The 19542-nt window shown below is 37.7% G+C and carries 14 protein-coding genes; 12 read left to right on the top strand and 2 right to left on the bottom strand.

Annotated elements, in window-relative coordinates:
• The first annotated feature begins 8 nt into the window (after nucleotides 1-8).
• From hypB to BMF77_RS16565, 6 genes are all read left to right on the top strand, one after another.
• On the top strand, nucleotides 9-698 hold the full coding sequence (hypB, locus tag BMF77_RS16595) for a hydrogenase nickel incorporation protein HypB (RefSeq protein WP_148764310.1): 690 nt from the start codon (nucleotides 9-11) through the stop codon (nucleotides 696-698).
• Between the two features lie 52 nt (nucleotides 699-750).
• Complete coding sequence (locus tag BMF77_RS16590) at nucleotides 751-1791, top strand: ABC transporter substrate-binding protein (RefSeq protein ID WP_148764308.1); 1041 nt, start codon at nucleotides 751-753, stop codon at nucleotides 1789-1791.
• Nucleotides 1792-1816: 25 nt separating this feature from the next.
• Entirely contained in the window at nucleotides 1817-2632 is an 816-nt protein-coding gene (locus BMF77_RS16585; RefSeq protein WP_148764305.1) for an ABC transporter permease, read from the top strand.
• A gap of 276 nt (nucleotides 2633-2908) precedes the next feature.
• The gene (locus BMF77_RS16580; protein WP_148764303.1) at nucleotides 2909-5398 is read left to right on the top strand and encodes a U32 family peptidase; all 2490 of its coding nucleotides are present in this window, start codon (nucleotides 2909-2911) and stop codon (nucleotides 5396-5398) included.
• Nucleotides 5399-5529: 131 nt separating this feature from the next.
• Entirely contained in the window at nucleotides 5530-6108 is a 579-nt protein-coding gene (locus BMF77_RS16575) for a GNAT family N-acetyltransferase (RefSeq protein WP_148764301.1), read from the top strand.
• A gap of 1051 nt (nucleotides 6109-7159) precedes the next feature.
• Complete coding sequence (locus tag BMF77_RS16565) at nucleotides 7160-9607, top strand: substrate-binding domain-containing protein (protein ID WP_148764298.1); 2448 nt, start codon at nucleotides 7160-7162, stop codon at nucleotides 9605-9607.
• Between the two features lie 361 nt (nucleotides 9608-9968).
• Here the strand turns inward: BMF77_RS16565 and recJ are convergent, their stop codons facing one another.
• The gene (gene recJ, locus BMF77_RS16560; RefSeq protein ID WP_148764296.1) at nucleotides 9969-12275 is read right to left on the bottom strand and encodes a single-stranded-DNA-specific exonuclease RecJ; all 2307 of its coding nucleotides are present in this window, start codon (nucleotides 12273-12275) and stop codon (nucleotides 9969-9971) included.
• Nucleotides 12276-12505: 230 nt separating this feature from the next.
• Nucleotides 12506-12703 (bottom strand): hypothetical protein, encoded by a 198-nt coding sequence (locus BMF77_RS27375; protein ID WP_148764294.1) that lies wholly within the window; start codon nucleotides 12701-12703, stop codon nucleotides 12506-12508.
• Between the two features lie 142 nt (nucleotides 12704-12845).
• Here BMF77_RS27375 and BMF77_RS16550 point away from each other — a divergent pair, with 142 nt between their 5' ends.
• The 6 genes from BMF77_RS16550 to BMF77_RS16530 all read left to right on the top strand — a co-directional run bounded on the left by BMF77_RS16550 (nucleotide 12846) and on the right by BMF77_RS16530 (nucleotide 19510).
• Nucleotides 12846-14372 carry a CPBP family intramembrane glutamic endopeptidase gene (locus tag BMF77_RS16550; protein WP_148764292.1) on the top strand — a complete coding sequence of 509 codons (1527 nt, stop codon included), beginning with the start codon at nucleotides 12846-12848 and terminating at the stop codon, nucleotides 14370-14372.
• A 188-nt stretch (nucleotides 14373-14560) separates the two neighbouring features.
• Nucleotides 14561-14692 (top strand): hypothetical protein, encoded by a 132-nt coding sequence (locus BMF77_RS28710; RefSeq protein WP_256370314.1) that lies wholly within the window; start codon nucleotides 14561-14563, stop codon nucleotides 14690-14692.
• A 337-nt stretch (nucleotides 14693-15029) separates the two neighbouring features.
• Complete coding sequence (locus tag BMF77_RS16545) at nucleotides 15030-15167, top strand: alpha/beta hydrolase (protein WP_371735632.1); 138 nt, start codon at nucleotides 15030-15032, stop codon at nucleotides 15165-15167.
• Nucleotides 15160-15435, top strand: a complete 276-nt coding sequence (locus BMF77_RS16540) for a TM2 domain-containing protein (RefSeq protein WP_015080393.1) — start codon at nucleotides 15160-15162, stop codon at nucleotides 15433-15435. The genes BMF77_RS16545 and BMF77_RS16540 overlap by 8 nt, the downstream gene beginning before the upstream one ends.
• Nucleotides 15436-15993: 558 nt before the next feature.
• Nucleotides 15994-18411 (top strand): cation-translocating P-type ATPase, encoded by a 2418-nt coding sequence (locus BMF77_RS16535; RefSeq protein WP_148764290.1) that lies wholly within the window; start codon nucleotides 15994-15996, stop codon nucleotides 18409-18411.
• Nucleotides 18412-18589: 178 nt separating this feature from the next.
• Complete coding sequence (locus tag BMF77_RS16530; RefSeq protein WP_015080396.1) at nucleotides 18590-19510, top strand: TIGR01777 family oxidoreductase; 921 nt, start codon at nucleotides 18590-18592, stop codon at nucleotides 19508-19510.
• Nucleotides 19511-19542: the final 32 nt, after the last annotated feature.

Below are 19542 nucleotides of genomic sequence, written 5' to 3'. Positions count from 1 at the left end.
TAATTAAAATGCACCAAACTTTTGACGCAGTCCTAGAAATTAATCTACTTCATGCCAATCAAACAGGAGCCGATCACAACCGCGAGCATTTTGACGAATGGGGCATTACCTGTTTAAACCTGATGAGTAGTCCTGGCGCGGGTAAAACCGTGTTATTGGAAAAAACCCTCGCAGCCTTAAAAAATCACTTAAAAATGGCTGTTATTGAAGGCGATATGACTACAGAACTAGATGCTGATCGCCTGAGACAATATGGAGTTCCCGTGATTGCCATTAATACGGGTCGCTCCTGCCACTTAGATTCCAAAATGGTAGCCGGGGGAATTCATCGTTTAAAAGAAGATTACAACCCCAAAGAGTTTGATTTATTGTTTGTGGAAAATGTGGGAAATTTAGTTTGTCCCGCCGAATTTGAAGTAGGGGAACACGCAAAAGTTGCTCTATTAAGTATTACTGAAGGAGAAGATAAACCACTCAAATATCCAATTATGTTTCAAGAAGCGGATTGTCTCATTATTACTAAATTAGATCTGGCTCCTTATTTAGAGATTGATTTAAAACGTTTAGAAGCAAATGTTCGTTCTATGAATCCTGATGTAACCATTATTGCTCTTTCTGCTCAAACAGGAGAAGGTTTAGAAGAATGGTTAAATTGGCTAAAAAGCCAAGTGAATATCCCGAGGTTTTTGAATTGTTAATCAGTAATAGTTTTTAGATTTATTTCTGTTTTACCTCTGAAGGTTATTCCCTATGAAACGGCGCAATTTTTTCTCCTTACCTCTCGTTTTTTTTAGTAGCTTACTCCTGACTGTTAGTTGTAATCAAGCTCCTCAGCAAACCCCCAATGCAAGTAGTTCTCTGAGTAATACTCCCCCCATTGTCATTGGTTATAGTAACTGGGCAGGTTGGTGGCCATGGGCGATCGCCGAAGCAGAAGGATTATTTGCTAAAAATGGGGCTAATGTTCAAATGAAATGGTTTGATGGTTATCTTGAATCCTTGCAGGCTTTAGCCGCCGGACAATTAGATGGAAATAGTCAAACTCTCAACGATACAATCGCTTTTGCAGGAGATGCAGTGAATGGTGAAGTTGCTGTTTTAGTCAATGATAACTCATCGGGAAATGACAAAATTATTGTCACAGAAGAGATGAAAACGATTCAAGATTTAAAAGGCAAAAAAGTTGCTGTCGAAGAAGGAGTTGTGGGTGACTTTCTCCTCAGTTTAGCCCTAAAAAAAGCAGGAATGAGCCGTAAAGATGTGCAAATTGTCCCCATGGAAACAGGTGCTGCCGCCGCCGCTTTTGCATCGGGAAAAGTAGATGCAGCCGCTGCTTTTCCACCTTTTTGGTCAACAGCCCTTAAACGAAAAGGTTCTAAAGAATTAATTAGTTCTAAAGCTTTTCCCGGTGCTATTCCTGATTTGTTAGTTTTCAGTGCCAAATTAGTAAAAGAAAAACCAGAACAGGTTCAGGCTCTTGTAAAAACCTGGTTTGAGGTTCGAGAGTTTATGGCTAAAAATCCCCAAAAAGCCGATGAGATTATGGCCAAGCGCGCGGGGATTAGCCAAGAAGAATTGGCCTTATATAAAGAGGGAACGAAATTTTTCACCTTAGAAGAAAACTTAGAAGCTTTTAGTCCAGGTAAAACCATGAAAAATATGCCCTTTGCCGCTCAAAAAATGGCTGATTTTATGATGGAAGTTGGCTTTATTAAAAAAGTCCCCGATCTAACAACTATTTTAGATTCCCAATTTGTCAAGGCGTTGGCAAATAAAGACAAAAAAGCCTAATTATCCCCTCAAGAGCCAAAATCCTATGACCACAACACCTAAAAAGCTTCCTCAAAGCACTTTTTGGCGGATTACCGATGATATTCCTGAATCTCTAAAGTGGACTTTAATGGGTTCATCTATTATCGTACCGCTGATTTTATGGTTACTAATCTCTAGTTTTGCGGGGATTGAATCCGTATTTTTGCCTTCTCCTTTAGCCGTTATTCAGGCTTTAGGAAAATTGGCACAACAGGGCTTTTTAATTCAAGATACTATTACCAGTTTTTTACGAGTAGTTGGGGGCTTTTTTTTGGGAGGATTGTTTGCTATTCCCCTGGGCATTTTAATGGGAACTTTTCCGAGTATTCGCAGTTTAATGGAACCGATCATTGGCGTTGTACGTTATATGCCCGCTCCTGCTTTTATTCCCCTGTTGATTATTTATTTGGGTATTGGAGAAACGTCAAAGATAATGCTCATTTTTATTGGGACAATTTTCTTTAATACCTTAATGATTATGGATGCAGTCAAGTTTATTCCCCGTGAATTGATCGAATTAACTTATACTCTTGGAGGAACTCGAAAACAGGTTTTATTTAAAGTCATTACTCCCTATATTATTCCTAATATTATTGATACTTTTCGCGTTAATATGGCGGCCGCCTGGAATTTAGTAGTGGTGGCGGAATTGGTGGCGGCCGATAATGGATTAGGCAAACGCATTTTATTGGCTCAAAAATTTCTGAGAACCGATGAAATTTTTGCCTGTTTAATTGTTCTGGGAATTATTGGCTTTGCTCTCGATTTAAGTTTTCGTTTGCTTTTGCAGTGGACTTGTAAATGGTCAATTACTCGTTAGCTTAAAAACTCAAGAAGAGAGTTTATTCTGTCACCACTAAAATTATTTTAATGATAAGAGAAGAACCTGAATGCACTTAGAAATTACTCGACTCAATAAAATTTTCACCACTAAACGAGGTGCTGTGGTCGCTCTTAAATTTAGCAGTTTTAAAAAGCCAAACCCCGACTATAACATAAAAGTAATTCTGCAAGGGGTCTAATTATCCATACTCCCCACAACCACCCCCCAATTTAGATACAATCTATAAACTGACATAACCTCGACTTAACCAAAATGACAAGCATCTCCACCCCTATCCTCAAAATCCCCGAACTCCTAGCACCTGCGGGTAACTGGGAATGCGCTCAAGCAGCAGTAGAAAATGGTGCAGATGCGATTTACTTTGGTTTAGAAAAGTTTAACGCGAGAATGCGGGCTGAGAATTTCACAGCAGCAGACTTACCCGAATTGATGGAATTTCTGCACCTGCGGGGTGTGAAAGGTTATATCACTCTGAATACCCTGATTTTTCCCCAAGAACTAACAGAAGCACAGCAATACCTCAAAACTATCATTTCTGCCGGTGTTGATGCTGTCATCGTGCAGGACGTGGGTATTTGTCGGCTGATTCGTCATCTTTCCCCCGACTTTCCGATTCACGCTTCAACGCAGATGACTATTACCAGTGCTGCGGGGGTAGAATTTGCTAAATCTTTGGGTTGTCAATTGGTAGTTTTAGCGCGGGAATGTTCGATTTCGGAAATTAATAAAATTCAACAACAAATATCTCAAAAAAACACTTCCTTACCTTTAGAAGTTTTCGTTCACGGTGCTTTGTGCGTCGCATATTCTGGACAATGTTTAACCAGCGAAGCATTGGGAGGACGTTCTGCAAATCGGGGAGAATGCGCTCAAGCTTGCAGAATGCCTTATGATTTAATTGCAGATGGAGAAGTTATTAATTTAGGCGATCGCAAATATTTATTAAGTCCTCAAGATTTAGCTGGTTTAGAAGTTTTACCAGAATTAGTAAAATCTGGAGTTACTTCTTTGAAAATTGAAGGACGTTTGAAAGCACCAGAATATGTTGCTAACGTGACTCGCGTTTATCGTCAAGCATTAAATCAACTATTAGAAACAAATGTAGAGACGTTTTCTAGTTCAAAGAAAGACCAATATAAGTTAGAAATGGCATTTTCTCGCGGACTATATACAGGTTGGTTTGAGGGAATTAATAATCAAGAATTAGTGCATGGGAGATTTGGTAAAAAACGGGGTGTTTATTTGGGAGAAGTTACCCGAATTAGAAATGCAGAAATCACAGTGAAATTAGAAGCACCTGTTAAACCGGGAGATGGAATTGTTTTTGATTGTGGACATCCTGAAAGAAAGGAAGAAGGAGGAAGAATATATGCAGTTATTCCCAATGGTCGAGATGTAATATTAACCTTTGGTAGAAATGATTTAAATTTCCATAGTATTCACATAGGTGATAAAGTTTGGAAAACAAATGATCCAGAATTAGATAAACAAATTCGTCAAAGTTATACTGGAGAACATCCCCAATTTACCAGACCAATTAATATAGAAGTCCATGGAGAAATTGGTGAAAAATTAATAGCTATATCCCGTGATCAATCTTGGAATATAGTTCAAGTAGAATCAGAAATATTAATAGCAGAAGCCCATACAAAACCCCTCTCTACAGAAAGATTAAAAGAACAATTTGGACGTTTAGGAAATACACCTTTTCATTTAGACACTTTTATAAATAATCTCAACGGTAATATTATGTTACCCGTGAGTGAGTTAAATCGAATGCGTCGGGAGATAGTTAGCAAATTAGAGGAATTAAGAAGTAGACCCAAACTTTGGGAATTAAATCATCAGGGAAAATGGCAAGATATAATTAGTTCTAAATCTACAGAAATTACTGCTTCCCCTTCCCTGATTGTTTTGGTGAGAAATATCGAACAATTAAAAGCAGTATTAACAGCAGATATCAAAACTATATATTGTGAATTTGAAGATCCTCGTAAGTATAAAGAAGCAGTAAAAATAGTCCGAGAATCAAAACAGGAAGAAATTAGTATTTTTGTCGCACCACCTCGGATAACTAAACCTGGAGAAACCTGGATTTTAAACCAAGTTCTTGCTTCCCAAGCTGATGGTTATTTAATGAGAAATTATGATCAATTAGAATATTTTGCGACAGAAAGATGTATTGGTGATTTTTCCTTAAATATTGCTAACCCTTTAACCGCAGATTATTTTCAACAACGCTTTAATTTAGAACGATTAACAGCATCTTATGATTTAAATATTAATCAACTCGAAGATCTAATTACCAATTATCCAGCGCAAAATTTTGAAGTGACAATACATCAACATATACCCATGTTTCACATGGAACATTGTGTATTTTGCGCTTTTCTATCTGAAGGAACAGATTACACCAATTGTGGTAGACCTTGCGACACACAAACTGTTACAATTAGAGACAGAGTAGGTAGTGAACACATTCTTAAAGCAGACGCAGGATGTAGAAATACAGTATATAACGCTACTGCACAAACCGGAGCAGAATACGTGCAACGGTTAATAGGATTGGGTTTACAGTATTTACGGGTTGAATTTGTCAATGAGACACCGGAACAAGTGCAAAAAACAATACAAAGCTATCAAAAATTACTTCAAGGAGAAATCATCGGTTCGCAACTTTGGAGAGAATTGAAACTACAAAACCAATTAGGTGTGACTCGTGGTGCGTTGGGGATGAATTAGATTAATAATGATAAATATTATTACGATATTTACAGTCACTGTTAACTAATTTCCATATCAGTAATAGCGTACTAGTACCATTAAATTCAAACATAAGTTAAAGCTTTACTGAGATAAATGGTATTGAAGTGATGAAAGAAAACTTAAAAATTTTCCAATGTTCTGAAAATAAATATGTTGATGCAAAAATTTTGCCTTTATCTCAGAAGCATCTTGAAGAGATAGAATTATCTTGGAAACCTGAACTTAACAAGAATAAATGCTGGGACAAAGATTTAGAATTTAGCAAATATTTACATGAGAAACCATCCTTAAAATTCTATGTATTGGAATGTAATTTAGTTGCCCAAGGTATAATTGGGTTACTTCCTGGTCGTCCGTCAATGTTAGAACGGGGTGAAAATTTAGTTTACGTGGCTATATTAACTGTAGCACCTTGGAATCGCGCAGATATTAACAATTCACCGAAATATAAAGGAATAGGTACAACTTTAATAACATTCGCAGCTATATTTAGTATTCACTTAGGATTTGAAGGTAAGATAGGTTTACATTCTGTGAAAACAGCAGAAAATTTTTATAAACGTTTAGACTTTCTTGATTTAGGGAATGATATAAATTACAAGAATTATCACTATTTAGAGTTACCTATTGATGATGCTAAGTTATTAGTTTTAAACTCTTTATTGCTTGACAATTTAAGTAATTAGGGTGCCAATTTTTGTCGGAAAAAAGTGGTTATTATTTTACAGAATCTTTCAAAGAAGGTATAGATTTTTATTTAATTGTCTGAATCAGGATGTCCAGGATTTAAGGATTTTCGGGATTATTAATTGTCAGAATCAGGATTTTCTAAAAGGTTAACTTATTTTAAAATTGATAATTGATGATATAATCTATGATATAATTATTAATATTCTTAGTGAAAATACTGAAAAATGAAAACTTTATTCTCAAATAATTAAATCAAGAAATCCCAAAATATAAACACCAAATCACATCCTGTACATCCTCAAATCCTGGGTATCCTGATTCAGACAAATAATTAAATAAAGAAATCCCAAAATAGACATCTCCGGAAATAGCTAAAGTGTTACTACCACTGCTTTTCAAAGTGAGATGCCCCAATGCAAAGATAGCTGGTTGGTACGCTAAAATCAGCGGTAGAGATGTCTCTTATTGGGAATTACCCAAAAAATAGCATCTATGTAAGATACAGCAGTTTTCGATCAAACCCACTACAAAAATAAATCGTATAACGAAGTTTAGTAATGGGTTTAACCCTTTCCACTTGTAGCACGTTTGATGACAATTTGCTGTAATTTGGGTTTGCGCCCACCTCCGCCCAGAATGATTCGGATTTTTTTTGATTCAACCAATTGTTGTTTATGATTATGTAGTTCTATGCACTAATTAGAGCTATAGTGGAGTTTTTGTATTTTAAAGATAAATTTATTTTGTCGTAATGTGTAAAAGATTATTCTATTATATGGTTGTACGCATAACAAGTAAATTGTGTAAATACTTAATTGAATATATTTGTTGTGTACCTTCTAGTATGACTTTAGCACGTAGATCATATAAATATTAAATAAGCACCTTCTTCCTCTAACTCCCGACTCCTTTTTTATTTTTATCACTTGTGTTATTACAGGTAAAAATAACTAACGCTGTATAATTAACCCATCTTCTCAATCAAAACGATATTTTGAGTATTGGCGTTGGCGAGTAGTTCATTTATATTAGCTAAATCAGGGATATATGTGGCAACAACAAAAAAAAGATCGTGTAATTATCAAATTGGCCTTATTAATGGCTATAACTACCAGTCCTGTGGGAGCAAATCTCTTGATTTCCCTACCCGTCCGCGCGGAATCTGAGAGTAATACTCCGGCTTTTGCTTTACCGAAAAAAGTAGAAAATGGTACTGTCATTAAAATTGACGGTTCTCTTAACTCTATCATTGTCAACCAAAGCCTCAAAGAAAACTTTGAAAAACAGTTTTCAGGAACTCAGGTAGAAATTGGCGTAAATGGGAATGGATATGCTATAAAATCGGTTTTAGATGGTAACGTTGACCTAGCATCCCTTGGTCGTAGACTCACCCCAGAAGAAAAAGCTCAAGGATTAAAACAGGTGTTGGTGCGTCGAGAAAAAATTGCCATCATCGTTGGTATGAATAATCTCTTTTCTGACAGTTTAACTATTGAGCAATTTGCCAAGATTTTTCGAGGAGAAATTGCAGATTGGTCAGAAATAGGAAAAGGTAAAGGTAAGATTAGATTTATAGATCGTCCCTTAAATAGTGATACTCGCAGTTCTTTTAGTGAATATTCAGCATTTAAGTCTGGACAATTGCTAACAGGTGCTAATGCTGTGCAAATGTTGGAAGATAACACAACTGACATCATTAGAGAATTAGGTAATGATGGCATTAGCTATGTTTTAGCAAATCAAATTTCCAATCTGCCAGATGTGCGAGTATTAAAAGTACAAAACTACTTACCGAATGATTCTAAATATCCCTTTTCTCAGTCTTTTGTTTACGTTTATAAAGAAAATCCCAGTCCTAAAATTAGAGATTTTCTAGGCTTTATTTTAGCTAAACCAGGAGAAGAGTCAATAAAAGCTGCTAGAGAAACAGAAGCAATTGCTATTGCAGCCAGAACATTACAAACTATTTCTATATCTATGGCTACCACAGCCACTCCTGAAGTTTCTCAAACTCCATCTTTAACAACGATTCCCGAAACATTAGTTACACCCCCATCTATAAAAAATAAAGGGGAAACAGGGTTGATAAATCCTCTTGATAATCCTTCAATGATTACCAAGAATATGAGGTTTTTCTTACTACTACCTTTATTTTTTATTGTGGGATTAAGTAGTTTTTTACCCTTGTGGTTGAGAAGAAAAAATCGAGTTGCTTCCAGCGGCACTTCGCTATCCTCGAATCCGGAAACAGATTCCCTTCCAGAAACAGTTTTTACTCTGTCAGATTCAGAAGCATTCGCATCAATTCTCGCTAACAATGGTAATGGTAATGGCAATGGTGCAAATCACTACAAACAAGAAAACTCCCAAGAAATAACAGCAACTGGCAATATAGCTGTCATAGATATACCGCAGACAAGTTCCCCTCACAATCAAATAAACAAAATTTCTGAAATTGATCTGAATATAGATTATGATGAAGTAGTTTGGGATACGGAAGACCCTGTAATTGTTGTTAATAATCACTTTCCCCAAATCCCGAATATTCACCACCAACCAAATGATGCAGATATCTCCACAGATGAAGTCAGCAATTTTCTCTTAGAAGCACCAGAACTACCTGTAACTCAATCTAATCAAAATATTACATCCCTATCAGAATTACTTGGTATCACTTCGACACCAGTTAAGCCAGATATCAGCCTATCAGAACTCCTGAATACAACCCCTAAACCAGTCAACCAACCACCGCAAAATCAAGATTTACCATCAGAGTTAGGAGAGGCTTTAAACGCCATTAACAGTCCAATTGCACTCACACAACTGGAAATAGAAGAAGAGATATATCCTACTCTATTGCATCCCACAGCCACAAATGAAGACATAGCTATCGAGTTAGATGCAGAGATAGAAGCTTGGACTAATATTAATCCCATGACTGTGACTGGAAATACCAGAATTATCTTCACACCGCGCACTCCCAAATGGGCTTACCTGTCTTGGTATATTTCCGATAATCATCAACAAACATTACAGAATCAAGGACTCACCATTTTAGCAATTCGGGTCTATGATGTTACAAACCTTGATCTAAGCTATCAACGTCCTCAATTTGATGCACAATACGAATGTGAAGCCGCAACATCTAGTCGTTATGTGCCTATTCCCAGGGGTGAACGGGACTACATGACAGAAATTGGTTATGTGAATAATGATAATCAGTGGTTGTGTTTAGCGCGTTCTGGTACAGTCCGTATTTTCAGTCGTCCGAGTACGGATTTCTGGGTTGTCGTTGATGCAGAATTAATTCTTCATGGTGCAACAGAAGAAGGTGCAAATGTCACTATTGATGGTCAAAAAGTCAAAGTAAATCCTGATGGTACATTTAAGCTAACGATTCCCTTTGTAGATGATCTAGCTAGTTATCATATAACAGCAACTTCTGTCAATAGAGAACATACCAAAGCTATTGATAAGAAGTTTTTTCAGGAATAAAAAGAGAGTTAAAAGGTAGGTTGGGTTGTTCGCGTTAGCGTTGCGGAGCAATGGCTTTGCGAAACCCAACAAAACCAATTATTTCTAATGTTCAAATGTTGGGTTTTCAATTAAGTAGGTGAACACAATAAAACCAAATTGTGTAAAGAAATGTAAAATCGCTGAAAACTTCTTTACTCTTGCCTCTTGCCTCTTGCCTCTTTACTCTTTACTCTTTACTCTTTACTCTTTACTCTTTACTCTTTACTCTTGCCTCTTGCCTCTTGCCTCTTGCTATGACGACAATTTTCAACGCCAACCTACTTATTTCTGATGTTCAAATGTTGGGTTTCCTTACGTCAACCCAACCTACGAAATGAGATTATTTACCAATCATGGCAACAATAATAGATAGAGGAACATGAGAAAAATAATCTCTTTGAAATTGTTCTTCTCTGACTGCGGCTAAAAATTGACTAATAGCATAATCAGCAGGTTTTTGATAATATTTAAAATCCCAACTTATTTGTAAGTGATGATTTTGACGTTGGACGATAAAGCCTAAATATTTTAAAGCTTGAAATCCTAAATATAGGCTTTGGTCACTAATACCCAATTTCTCTAAAATCTGCACACGGGTAACTAGCTGGTTTGTGCGACCAAGATATTTAGCAATACCTACCAGAGTTACTAAAACATCTCTAGGAGTCTGATTTTGGGGTTTTCTCCAAGCAATCACTAATTGTTTTTGTTGATTTAGCGATTGTTTCCACCATAACCGGAGATTATCCCAATTAGTAGGACAATTTTTCATGATTAATAATGATTTTTCTGATTTTAATTCTCCTAAATCTTCCTGATTTCTCCAATCTAAAATCATTGCCGAATTCTGAGTTTTCAGTTCAGTTCCCGTATGGGAACGTAATGCAACTAATCTAATTTCATAGCGTTTTTTAAAGCTATTAAAATCAATTTCGGCAATACAATCACATTTACCTATAGGCAATTCTTCCTTATAATGTCCCCACCAAATTCCTGGAAAAGGATTATTAGTAGAATCATCTCGAATGTTAAAATCAGTTTTAATATATTGGATTTTATTTCCTTTTAAATCTTGTTCATTTTTATGCCAAGAATTTTCAAACCAACAATTTTTAATTAGTAGCTTGGGAATAGGATTTCCCATACCACAGGGTTCTAAAAGTTTCAATTCTAAAAATAAATCTTTACCCAAATCTGCAACGGTCACCACCAAATCAGCTTGGACTGTGGGAGTAAGATTAATTCCTCCTAAAGATTGGCGTAATTTCTGGTTAATTGCGGCTGTAAATAAGGGGATATTTTCTACTAATAAACTCAAACCCGCTGCAAAAGGATGTCCACCAAAACGATCTAATAAATGGGCTTGTTCTTGAACTAATTGATATAAATCAACAGAATTAATTGAACGTGCCGAACCTCGCGCAAAGGATGGGCTAGAATCTGTCTTATTCTCCTTTGCTTCTGTACTTAATAAAATTGTCGGTCGTCCCGTTTCTTGGGCAATTTGACCAGCAACCAAACCCAAAACACCACCTGCCCATTGAGGATCTTCTAAAACAATGACGCTGGTAGTGGATAAGTCTAATTGATTGAGTTTTTTCGTAACTTGGACTTGGACATCTTTTTGTAAAGACTTACGACGGGAATTAGCTAATTCTGTTTCTTCTGCAAGTTGTTGACAACGCTGCATATCTCTACTCGTCAATAATTCTACACAAAAACTAGCGTCACCATGAATGCGACTAACCGCATTAATTCGCGGTCCCAAACCAAAAGAAATATCTGTCGGGCGATCGCCACTTTTCTGGCATAATTCTAATAACTTACCCACACCTGGCCTTCTTCTGGCTGTTGGTAGTTTTTGATAATCCGTGTGTAATTGTTGAATTCCCAATTGTGCCAAATACCGACAATCACCACTTAATTGGACCAAATCGGCAATTAATCCCACTGCAACTAAATCTAGTAAATCAGTTAAAGGATGTGCAGGAATATCTGGCAAACTTATATATAAAGCTTCCACCAATTTATAAGCAACAGCCACACCAGAAAGATGATATAAAGGATGTTCCTTAGCTAAATAACGAGGATTGATAATTGCGACTACGGGAGGACGTTCTGAGGGTAATGTATGATGGTCAGTCACAATCACATCTATCCCTAAACTTTGGGCATAAATGATTTCGGCAATATTTGTACTGCCCGTGTCACAAGTAACAATTAACTGACAACCTTGTGCAGCTAAAATATCAATTCCTGGTTTATTTAAACCATGAGATTCAGTTAAACGATTGGGAATATAATAACTTAATTGACGATGTTGCTGAAAAAATTCACCCAAACCATCCCATAATACCGCAGTAGAAGTAATTCCATCTGCATCAAAATCTCCCCAAATAACAATTTTTGCTCCCGTTTTTCCCGCAGTAATTAACCTTTCTACAGCCAAATTCATTTCCTGTCCAAATTCAAAAGAACTGGCAGGTTGATAACTTTGATAATTAATAAAAGCCGCTAATTTTTCCTGATCTTGAATTCCCCGTTGCCAAAATAATTGAGCCGCAAAATCACCACCTGTTGGGTAACTTTTCACTAATTCAATAAACCAATCAGGGGGTTTTTCCGTTCCTGTTAAAATCCATTCCATTTTAGATCACATTCTCTTGTATTTCTCTCCGTGCCTGGAGCGTCTCTGCGTGAGACCAGGAATTTATTCATTAGACATCTCCGGTAATTAAATGTGCGTGGTTTGAAACCCTTGTAGAGACGTTCTATAGAACGTCTCTACATTCATTTTCGGAGATGTCTATTAGACATCTGGTGAAAATTAAATATGCGTGACTTACAACCCTTGTAGAGACGTTCCCTGGAACGTCTCTACATTCTTTTCTGGAGATGTCTATTAGGAATTGCTTCTGTTTTGCCAGAACCCATGGTAGTCCGGGTACGTTTATAACCATGCTTAAACTGCTGGAATATTTGTGCAATATAGATTTTAGCAGTTTTTGACCCCGATTTTCTGTTTCTTTGTGAGAAATCCGGGCTAGGAGAAGCATTAGAAGACTTCGTGGACATTACCGACCTAGAACAATGGCTAACACCCACACAGACCTGATCTAAGCTACTTTTTTGAAATTTTAATTTCCCTCTGCGGGACTAGCTTATAATTACCAAGGGGCTGATGATGCTCCTGTACTCGTAAGTCTAAGGGGGATAGATGACAATTAAACGGTTGCTGTTAATTGGGCTAACTTTGTTAGCAATAATGTTGTCTGGTTTATCTTTATTGAATAGCTGGCAAAAACCTCAGTTCCAGAGTCGTCTAGAATTGTACCAGACTAATATCGTCTTACAAGCCCAAGCATGGAAACCAGAAGATAGCAGCGACAAAAGTATTCAAACACTTCAAGAATCTATTCTCGGTGCAAATCCTTTAGAAAGTGCGATAAAGCAATATCAGGAAGCAAGTGAATCTATTCAAACTAGTTTAGAGACAACTAATAAAAAATTAGCAGCACTACAATCTTCAGCAGTTACTCCTGTTTCCGCAGAGGAAAAAAGTTTACAGAAATCTAGCCAACAACAAGGAAAATTGTTAGCGGAAGTAGATTTGCGGTTGGGAATTTTGCAAGCACAGCAACAGGAAGCAGATAAGGCTATTAAAACTTGGTATCAATTACAGCAATATTCAGATATCAACCCCAAATATCAAGAAACTGCTCAAGTATTAAGCGGAATATGGAGTAAACCTCCCCGTCTATTACCCAAAGCTGAACAAATAATTCAACAAAATTTAAATAGTTGGTTTCGTTTTACGGCTTTAGATCAATTATATCAACTTCAACAACGTCAAGAAGCTTTATTATCTCTGAAAATTGCCCAACAAGCAGCAGCAACCCAAGCATTGTTAAAATTAGCGATAATTGCTACTATCCCCACCTTAACAGCTTTTATAGGGCTAATTCTGCTGCTTTTCTTATTGGTTCAACGCTTGCTTAAAGGTCAAGCATCCATATTAGCGACAAATGGCAATTTGGTTTGGTCAACTCCTTGGAATTGGGAAATAATTATTCAGGTTTTTATCCTGGGATTTTTCTTGATGGGGCAATTATTTATACCAGAATTATTATCTATTTTGCCTATTCCTCGTGGTACAGGAAATGCCAGAATTGAGGCTTTTGTGGTTTTAGTTAGTTATATGTTTGTGGCTTTTGGTTGCTTTTCAGTTCTATATTTTTCCATTAGGCGTTTTTTCCCCCTTCCTGAGAACTGGTTTCGCTTCAATTTCTTCAGTAATTGGTTTTTGTGGGGACTCGGTGGCTATTGTACAGCTTTACCGATTGTGGTGATAGTATCACTGATTAATCAAAAATTATGGCAAGGACAAGGTGGCAGTAATCCACTTTTACAAATGGCACTAGAAAGCCGGGATAATACCGCATTGGGGATATTTTTCTTTACCGCAGCCATAGCTGCACCGTTTTTTGAGGAATTCCTATTTCGCGGCTTTTTATTACCATCTCTGACTCGTTATACGTCGGTTTGGGGGGCAATTTTGATCAGTAGCTTGTTATTCGCGGCTGCTCACCTAAGTTTATCAGAAATACTGCCGCTGACAGCATTAGGAATCGTCTTAGGAATAGTTTACACGCGATCGCGCAATTTACTTTCTTCTATGCTTCTCCACAGTCTTTGGAATAGTGGCACATTAATTAGTTTGTTTCTTTTAGGTAGTAATAATTAAGTTAGTTGTCAGTAGGGGCGAAGCATTTGGAAGATAAATTATCGGTCATTGCCAAAAATAGTTCTCCAAATGCTTCGCCCGTACAGTTGTCAGCATTTGGAAGATAAATTATCGGTCATTGCCAAAAATAGTTCTCCAAATCCTTCGCCCGTACAGTTGTCAGCATTTGGAAGATAAATTATCGGTCATTGCCAAAAATAGTTCTCCAAATCCTTCGCCCGTACAGTTGTCAGCATTTGGAAGATAAATTATCGGTCATTGCCAAAAATAGTTCTCCAAATCCTTCGCCCGTACAGTTGTTAGTAGGGGCGAAGCATTAGGAAGATAAATTATCAGTCATTGCCAAAAATAGTTCTCCAAATCCTTCGCCCGTACAGTTGTCAGTGAACAGGTCAAGATAATTCATTAGGTTGTTGGTAACTGTTTTTATTATCACTGCTAACTACTTAATTACTTCTCAAACAAAATCCTCCGGATTTCATAACAATAAATATGTAGAAAAATCTATAGTGTCGGATCTTTACTAACTTTGAGGTTAATTACTACCTGAAAATTAGCGAAGATACTGCACAATATTTTTCTGCCAAATTTGTGATGTTTTATCAGAAAATTTGATATTTTTACGATTACTTTTCAGGAAAATTTATCCACATTTAAATCTTACCAATTACCAATTACCAATTACCAATTACCAATTACCAATTACCAATTACCAATCACCAATCACCAATTACCAATTACCAATTACCAATTACCAATTACCAATCATCAAGGAGTATAACTAAATATGAGTAATCTCAACCCATCTTACACTACTAAACAACTGTTGGCTGGTTATGCTGGAATTATTTTTGGTGGATTTGGGCTGCATAAATTTATTCTTGGTTACACATCAGAAGGTTTTATTATGTTAGCAATTTCTGTAATTGGTGGCTCTTTTACCTACGGATTTACATTGATAGTTATGCAAATCGTTGGTTTGATTGAAGCCATGATTTACTTCAATAAACCCCATGAAGAATTTGTTAATACTTATTTTGTGAATAAGCAAGGTTGGTTTTAGAAAGTTTATTAATTAATTGAAATTGATATGCAAATTATCAAACACAACCAAATTCACTTACTCATTTTACTAATAATGAGTATGGGATATTTCAGCATCGTATCAGATTGGGAAATTAATTATTTCTGCAAAAGCCTGATTTTGATGTTACCAATACAATTAACGGCTGTAATTTACACAGCTAAAAGCAAACTATGATTTTTGTGATTTAAATGATTTTTAGGATTTTGGTGAAAGTGGCAGATTTCGCTTAACCTCAAAAATAACATCTGAACTATGATTTTTGTGATTTTGAGGATTTTGAGGATTTTGGGGAGTTGGGGAAACTTAATATTGTTCACTTAGTCAAAGTGGCAGATTTGGCTTAAGAGACTTCCAATTTAAAAAATATCCCAAAATTTCTTGTAGTGCGGGCATCTTGCCCGCTAATAATACAAGGACGGGCAGGATGCCCATCCCACAAAATTGGATCATTTTTTTTGTGAAGTTCTCTAACCTCAAAGTAGAGACGCTAGTTATTAAGCGCTAAACTAACAAGAACGAACCTAAAAACTGGCCATGCAACTGATCCCCAAATCTGAAATAGTTATAGAATCTGCCCCTCCCACAAAAATACTTAACTCAGAGAAAATTATTTTAGATGTTGGAGGGATGAAGTGTGCTGGATGTGTTAATGCGGTAGAAAAACAGCTTATTCAGCATCCAGGAGTTAAAAGCGTTTGTGTTAATCTCGCAACAGAAGTCGCAGTCGTAGAGGCGGAAATTGGTACTGTAGATGCAGAGGCGTTAATTCAGGGATTAACGGCTACAGGATTTCCTAGCCAATTACGGACGGCTAAAGGTGCTGGTAATAAATCTACAATCCCTAACCCAGAAGTAAGACAACGCCAAGAAATGCAGGGGATAGTTAGACAGTTAGGAATTGCTAGTTTACTACTGTTACTATCGGGAATTGGTCATTTTGGTAATATTGGATCTGTTATTTTTCCCTTTTTAAATGACATTTGGTTTCATTGTGGACTGGCTACTATCGCCATTATTATTCCTGGTAGACCAATTTTAGTGGAAGGTTGGCTAGGTTGGCGACGAGGTGCGCCGAATATGAATACTCTCATTGGTTTGGGAACTCTAACAGCCTATGTTGCCAGTTTGGTGGCGTTATTGTTTCCCCAAATGGGTTGGGAATGCTTTTTTGATGAACCGGTGATGATGTTGGGTTTTATTCTTTTGGGGAGAACTTTAGAAAAACAGGCTAGAGTCCGTGCGGCTAAAGCGTTTCGCCAATTGTTAGCTTTAGTGCCGCAAACAGCCCGGTTAATTATTAATCCAGAATCGGAAAAATTGATTGCTGGGGCTAATATTATGGAAATTCCGGCGGAACAGGTGCGTGTGGGTGAATGGTTGCAGGTGTTACCGGGGGATAAAATTCCGGTAGATGGTGAAGTACGCTTTGGACAAACTACCATAGATGAATCCATGCTGACAGGGGAATCTGTACCCGTGATGAAGCAAGCAGGAGATACTGTGACTGGGGGAACGTTAAATCAATCAGGAGCGATCGCTATTCAAGCTACTCGCACTGGTGATGATACAATTCTAGCCCAAATTGTGGCTTTGGTAGAAGCTGCCCAAACTCGCAAAGCCCCAGTTCAAAAATTAGCAGATACGGTGGCTGGATATTTTACCTATGGTGTCTTAACAGCGGCTTGTTTAACCTTCCTATTTTGGTATTTGTTGGGAACTCATCTTTGGCCAGATGTGACGATGACTGGTGGCATGATCATGGCTCACAATATGGGACATAATCCCCAGCATTTAATCCCCCATACCCAATATTCTGCCCTGTTAATTAGTTTAAAATTAGCGATCGCTGTGATGGTAGTTGCTTGTCCCTGTGCTTTAGGATTAGCTACCCCTACAGCCATCTTAGTGGGAACAGGTATGGGTGCAGAACGGGGATTATTAATCAAAGGTGGCGACGTTTTAGAAAAAGTCCATAAACTAGACACGGTAGTTTTTGATAAAACCGGAACTCTCACCACAGGTAAACCCACCGTAACTGATTGTCTAGTTATTGCCGAATCAACTTTACCATTATCTCTGATTCAACTAGCCGCAGCCGTAGAAAGCGGTACTTATCATCCCCTCGCTACAGCCATTCAGCAAGAAGCCAAACGCCAAGATCTAGCTATTCCCCATGCTGTAGAATTCCATACTGAACCAGGTATGGGCGTATCCGCTGTCGTTGAGGGAAAAAAAGTTCTTTTAGGTAACTGGGAATGGTTTAATTACCACCAAGTCAATATTACTGAAACAGCAGAAAAACAGGGACAAAGACTAGCTACAGAGGGAAAAACTGTAATTGGTGTGGCTGTAGATGGAACATTAACCGGATTAATTGCTGTTAGTGATACCCTCAGACCAGATGCAAAAACCGCAGTAGATAAACTCCGACAAATGGGTTTGCGAGTTATGCTCCTGAGTGGTGATAGATTAGAAGCAGCCAATGCGATCGCTAAACAACTAGGAATCGCCAACACCGACATCATGGCAGGTATCCCCCCAGCCCAAAAAGCCGCCACCATTCAATCTCTTCAATGTGGGAAAATCAAAACTTATGTCGCTATGGTAGGAGATGGCATCAATGACGCTCCAGCCTTATCACAGGCAGATGTGGGCATCGCTTTACATTCAGGAACAGATGTCGCTATGGAAACTGCTGAAATTATTTTAATGCGAAATTCCCTAACCGATGTTGTCAAGGCGATTCAGTTAAGTCGAGCCACTTTTAATACCATTCGTCAGAATTTATTTTGGGCTTTTGCCTATAATACAATAGGTATTCCCCTCGCGGCTGGTGTATTATTACCTAGCTGGGGTTTTGTTCTCGGTCCTGCCAGTGCAGCGGCATTAATGGCCTTTAGCTCCGTTAGTGTTGTTACCAACTCAATTTTATTAAGGAGGTTTGCCCCATAGTTAATGATTTAGCCAATTTTTCTGTAATCTCCAAGAATTGCAAAAAAAGATTCCCCGGTAGTGCGGGCATATTGCCCGCTACATAAGTAGCTCATAACACCGGAAGGTGCTGTAAATTAAGATTTGTCCTTTATTTAATTCCCATTCCCCAGTAGGTAATCAACAACCAGCAATATCAATGAAAATAGCAATTAGTGGTGCAACAGGATTTGTGGGTAGTCGGTTGGTAGAAAGACTACACACGGAAGGTCATAGAATTTTGGTATTAACCCGCAATCCTACCTTTGCTCAAAAAGTATTTCCCTCCCCAGCTTTTCCTAACTTAGAAATTATTGCCTATACCCCCAGTGTATCCGGCTCTTGGCAAGATGCTATATCTGGTTGTGACGGCGTAGTTAATTTGGCAGGAGAACCCATTGCTGAGGGACGTTGGACACCAGAACGCAAGCAGGAAATTCTCAACACTCGCAAACTAGGAACACAAAAAATTGTCGAAGCTATAGCTAAAGCTAATCCTCACCCCATTGTCCTAGTCAATACTTCGGCTATTGGTTATTACGGAACCAGTGAAACTGCCAGTTTTGATGAAGATAGCGCTTCTGGTAATGACTTTCTCGCTCAAGTCTGTCAAGAGTGGGAAGCGGAAGCGAGAAAGGTAAAAGATACCAATGTGCGGTTAGTAATTTTACGCTTTGGGATTGTTTTGGGTAATGGTGGCGCTTTAGGGAAAATGATTACCCCCTTTAAACTCTTTGCTGGTGGCCCTATTGGCAGTGGTCAGCAGTGGTTTTCGTGGATTCACTTAGATGATATTGTCAGTTTAATTATCCAAGCTTTAACTAAACCAACAATGGAGGGAGTATATAATGCCACTGCTCCTCAACCAGTTCGCATGAATGATTTAAGTACCACAATGGGTAACGTCATGAATCGTCCCTCTTGGTTGCCTGTGCCGGGATTCGCCATAGAAGCTATATTAGGAGACGGGGCTAAGGTGGTTTTGGAAGGACAACAGGTTTTACCCAAACGCACTTTAGAGTCAGGTTTTGAATATCAATATCCGAATTTGCAATCAGCACTAACACAAATTCTTACCTAATTCTTAGTTAATAGATAGTTAAAAAATTCACA

It is taken from the genome of Dolichospermum sp. UHCC 0315A, from assembly GCF_008121535.1.
GTDB lineage: Bacteria > Cyanobacteriota > Cyanobacteriia > Cyanobacteriales > Nostocaceae > Dolichospermum > Dolichospermum lemmermannii.
This window is presented reverse-complemented; position numbering and strand designations above follow the sequence as displayed.

Coding starts and splice junctions, on each gene's coding strand:
- BMF77_RS16550 (WP_148764292.1), top strand. CDS start 12,846: ATGACAATTAAACGGTTGCTGTTAATTGGGCTAACTTTGTTAGCAATA.
- recJ (WP_148764296.1), bottom strand. CDS start 12,275: ATGGAATGGATTTTAACAGGAACGGAAAAACCCCCTGATTGGTTTATT.
- BMF77_RS16540 (WP_015080393.1), top strand. CDS start 15,160: ATGAGTAATCTCAACCCATCTTACACTACTAAACAACTGTTGGCTGGT.
- BMF77_RS16565 (WP_148764298.1), top strand. CDS start 7,160: ATGTGGCAACAACAAAAAAAAGATCGTGTAATTATCAAATTGGCCTTA.
- BMF77_RS16530 (WP_015080396.1), top strand. CDS start 18,590: ATGAAAATAGCAATTAGTGGTGCAACAGGATTTGTGGGTAGTCGGTTG.
- BMF77_RS16575 (WP_148764301.1), top strand. CDS start 5,530: ATGAAAGAAAACTTAAAAATTTTCCAATGTTCTGAAAATAAATATGTT.
- BMF77_RS27375 (WP_148764294.1), bottom strand. CDS start 12,703: ATGTCCACGAAGTCTTCTAATGCTTCTCCTAGCCCGGATTTCTCACAA.
- hypB (WP_148764310.1), top strand. CDS start 9: ATGCACCAAACTTTTGACGCAGTCCTAGAAATTAATCTACTTCATGCC.
- BMF77_RS16585 (WP_148764305.1), top strand. CDS start 1,817: ATGACCACAACACCTAAAAAGCTTCCTCAAAGCACTTTTTGGCGGATT.
- BMF77_RS16535 (WP_148764290.1), top strand. CDS start 15,994: ATGCAACTGATCCCCAAATCTGAAATAGTTATAGAATCTGCCCCTCCC.
- BMF77_RS16580 (WP_148764303.1), top strand. CDS start 2,909: ATGACAAGCATCTCCACCCCTATCCTCAAAATCCCCGAACTCCTAGCA.
- BMF77_RS16590 (WP_148764308.1), top strand. CDS start 751: ATGAAACGGCGCAATTTTTTCTCCTTACCTCTCGTTTTTTTTAGTAGC.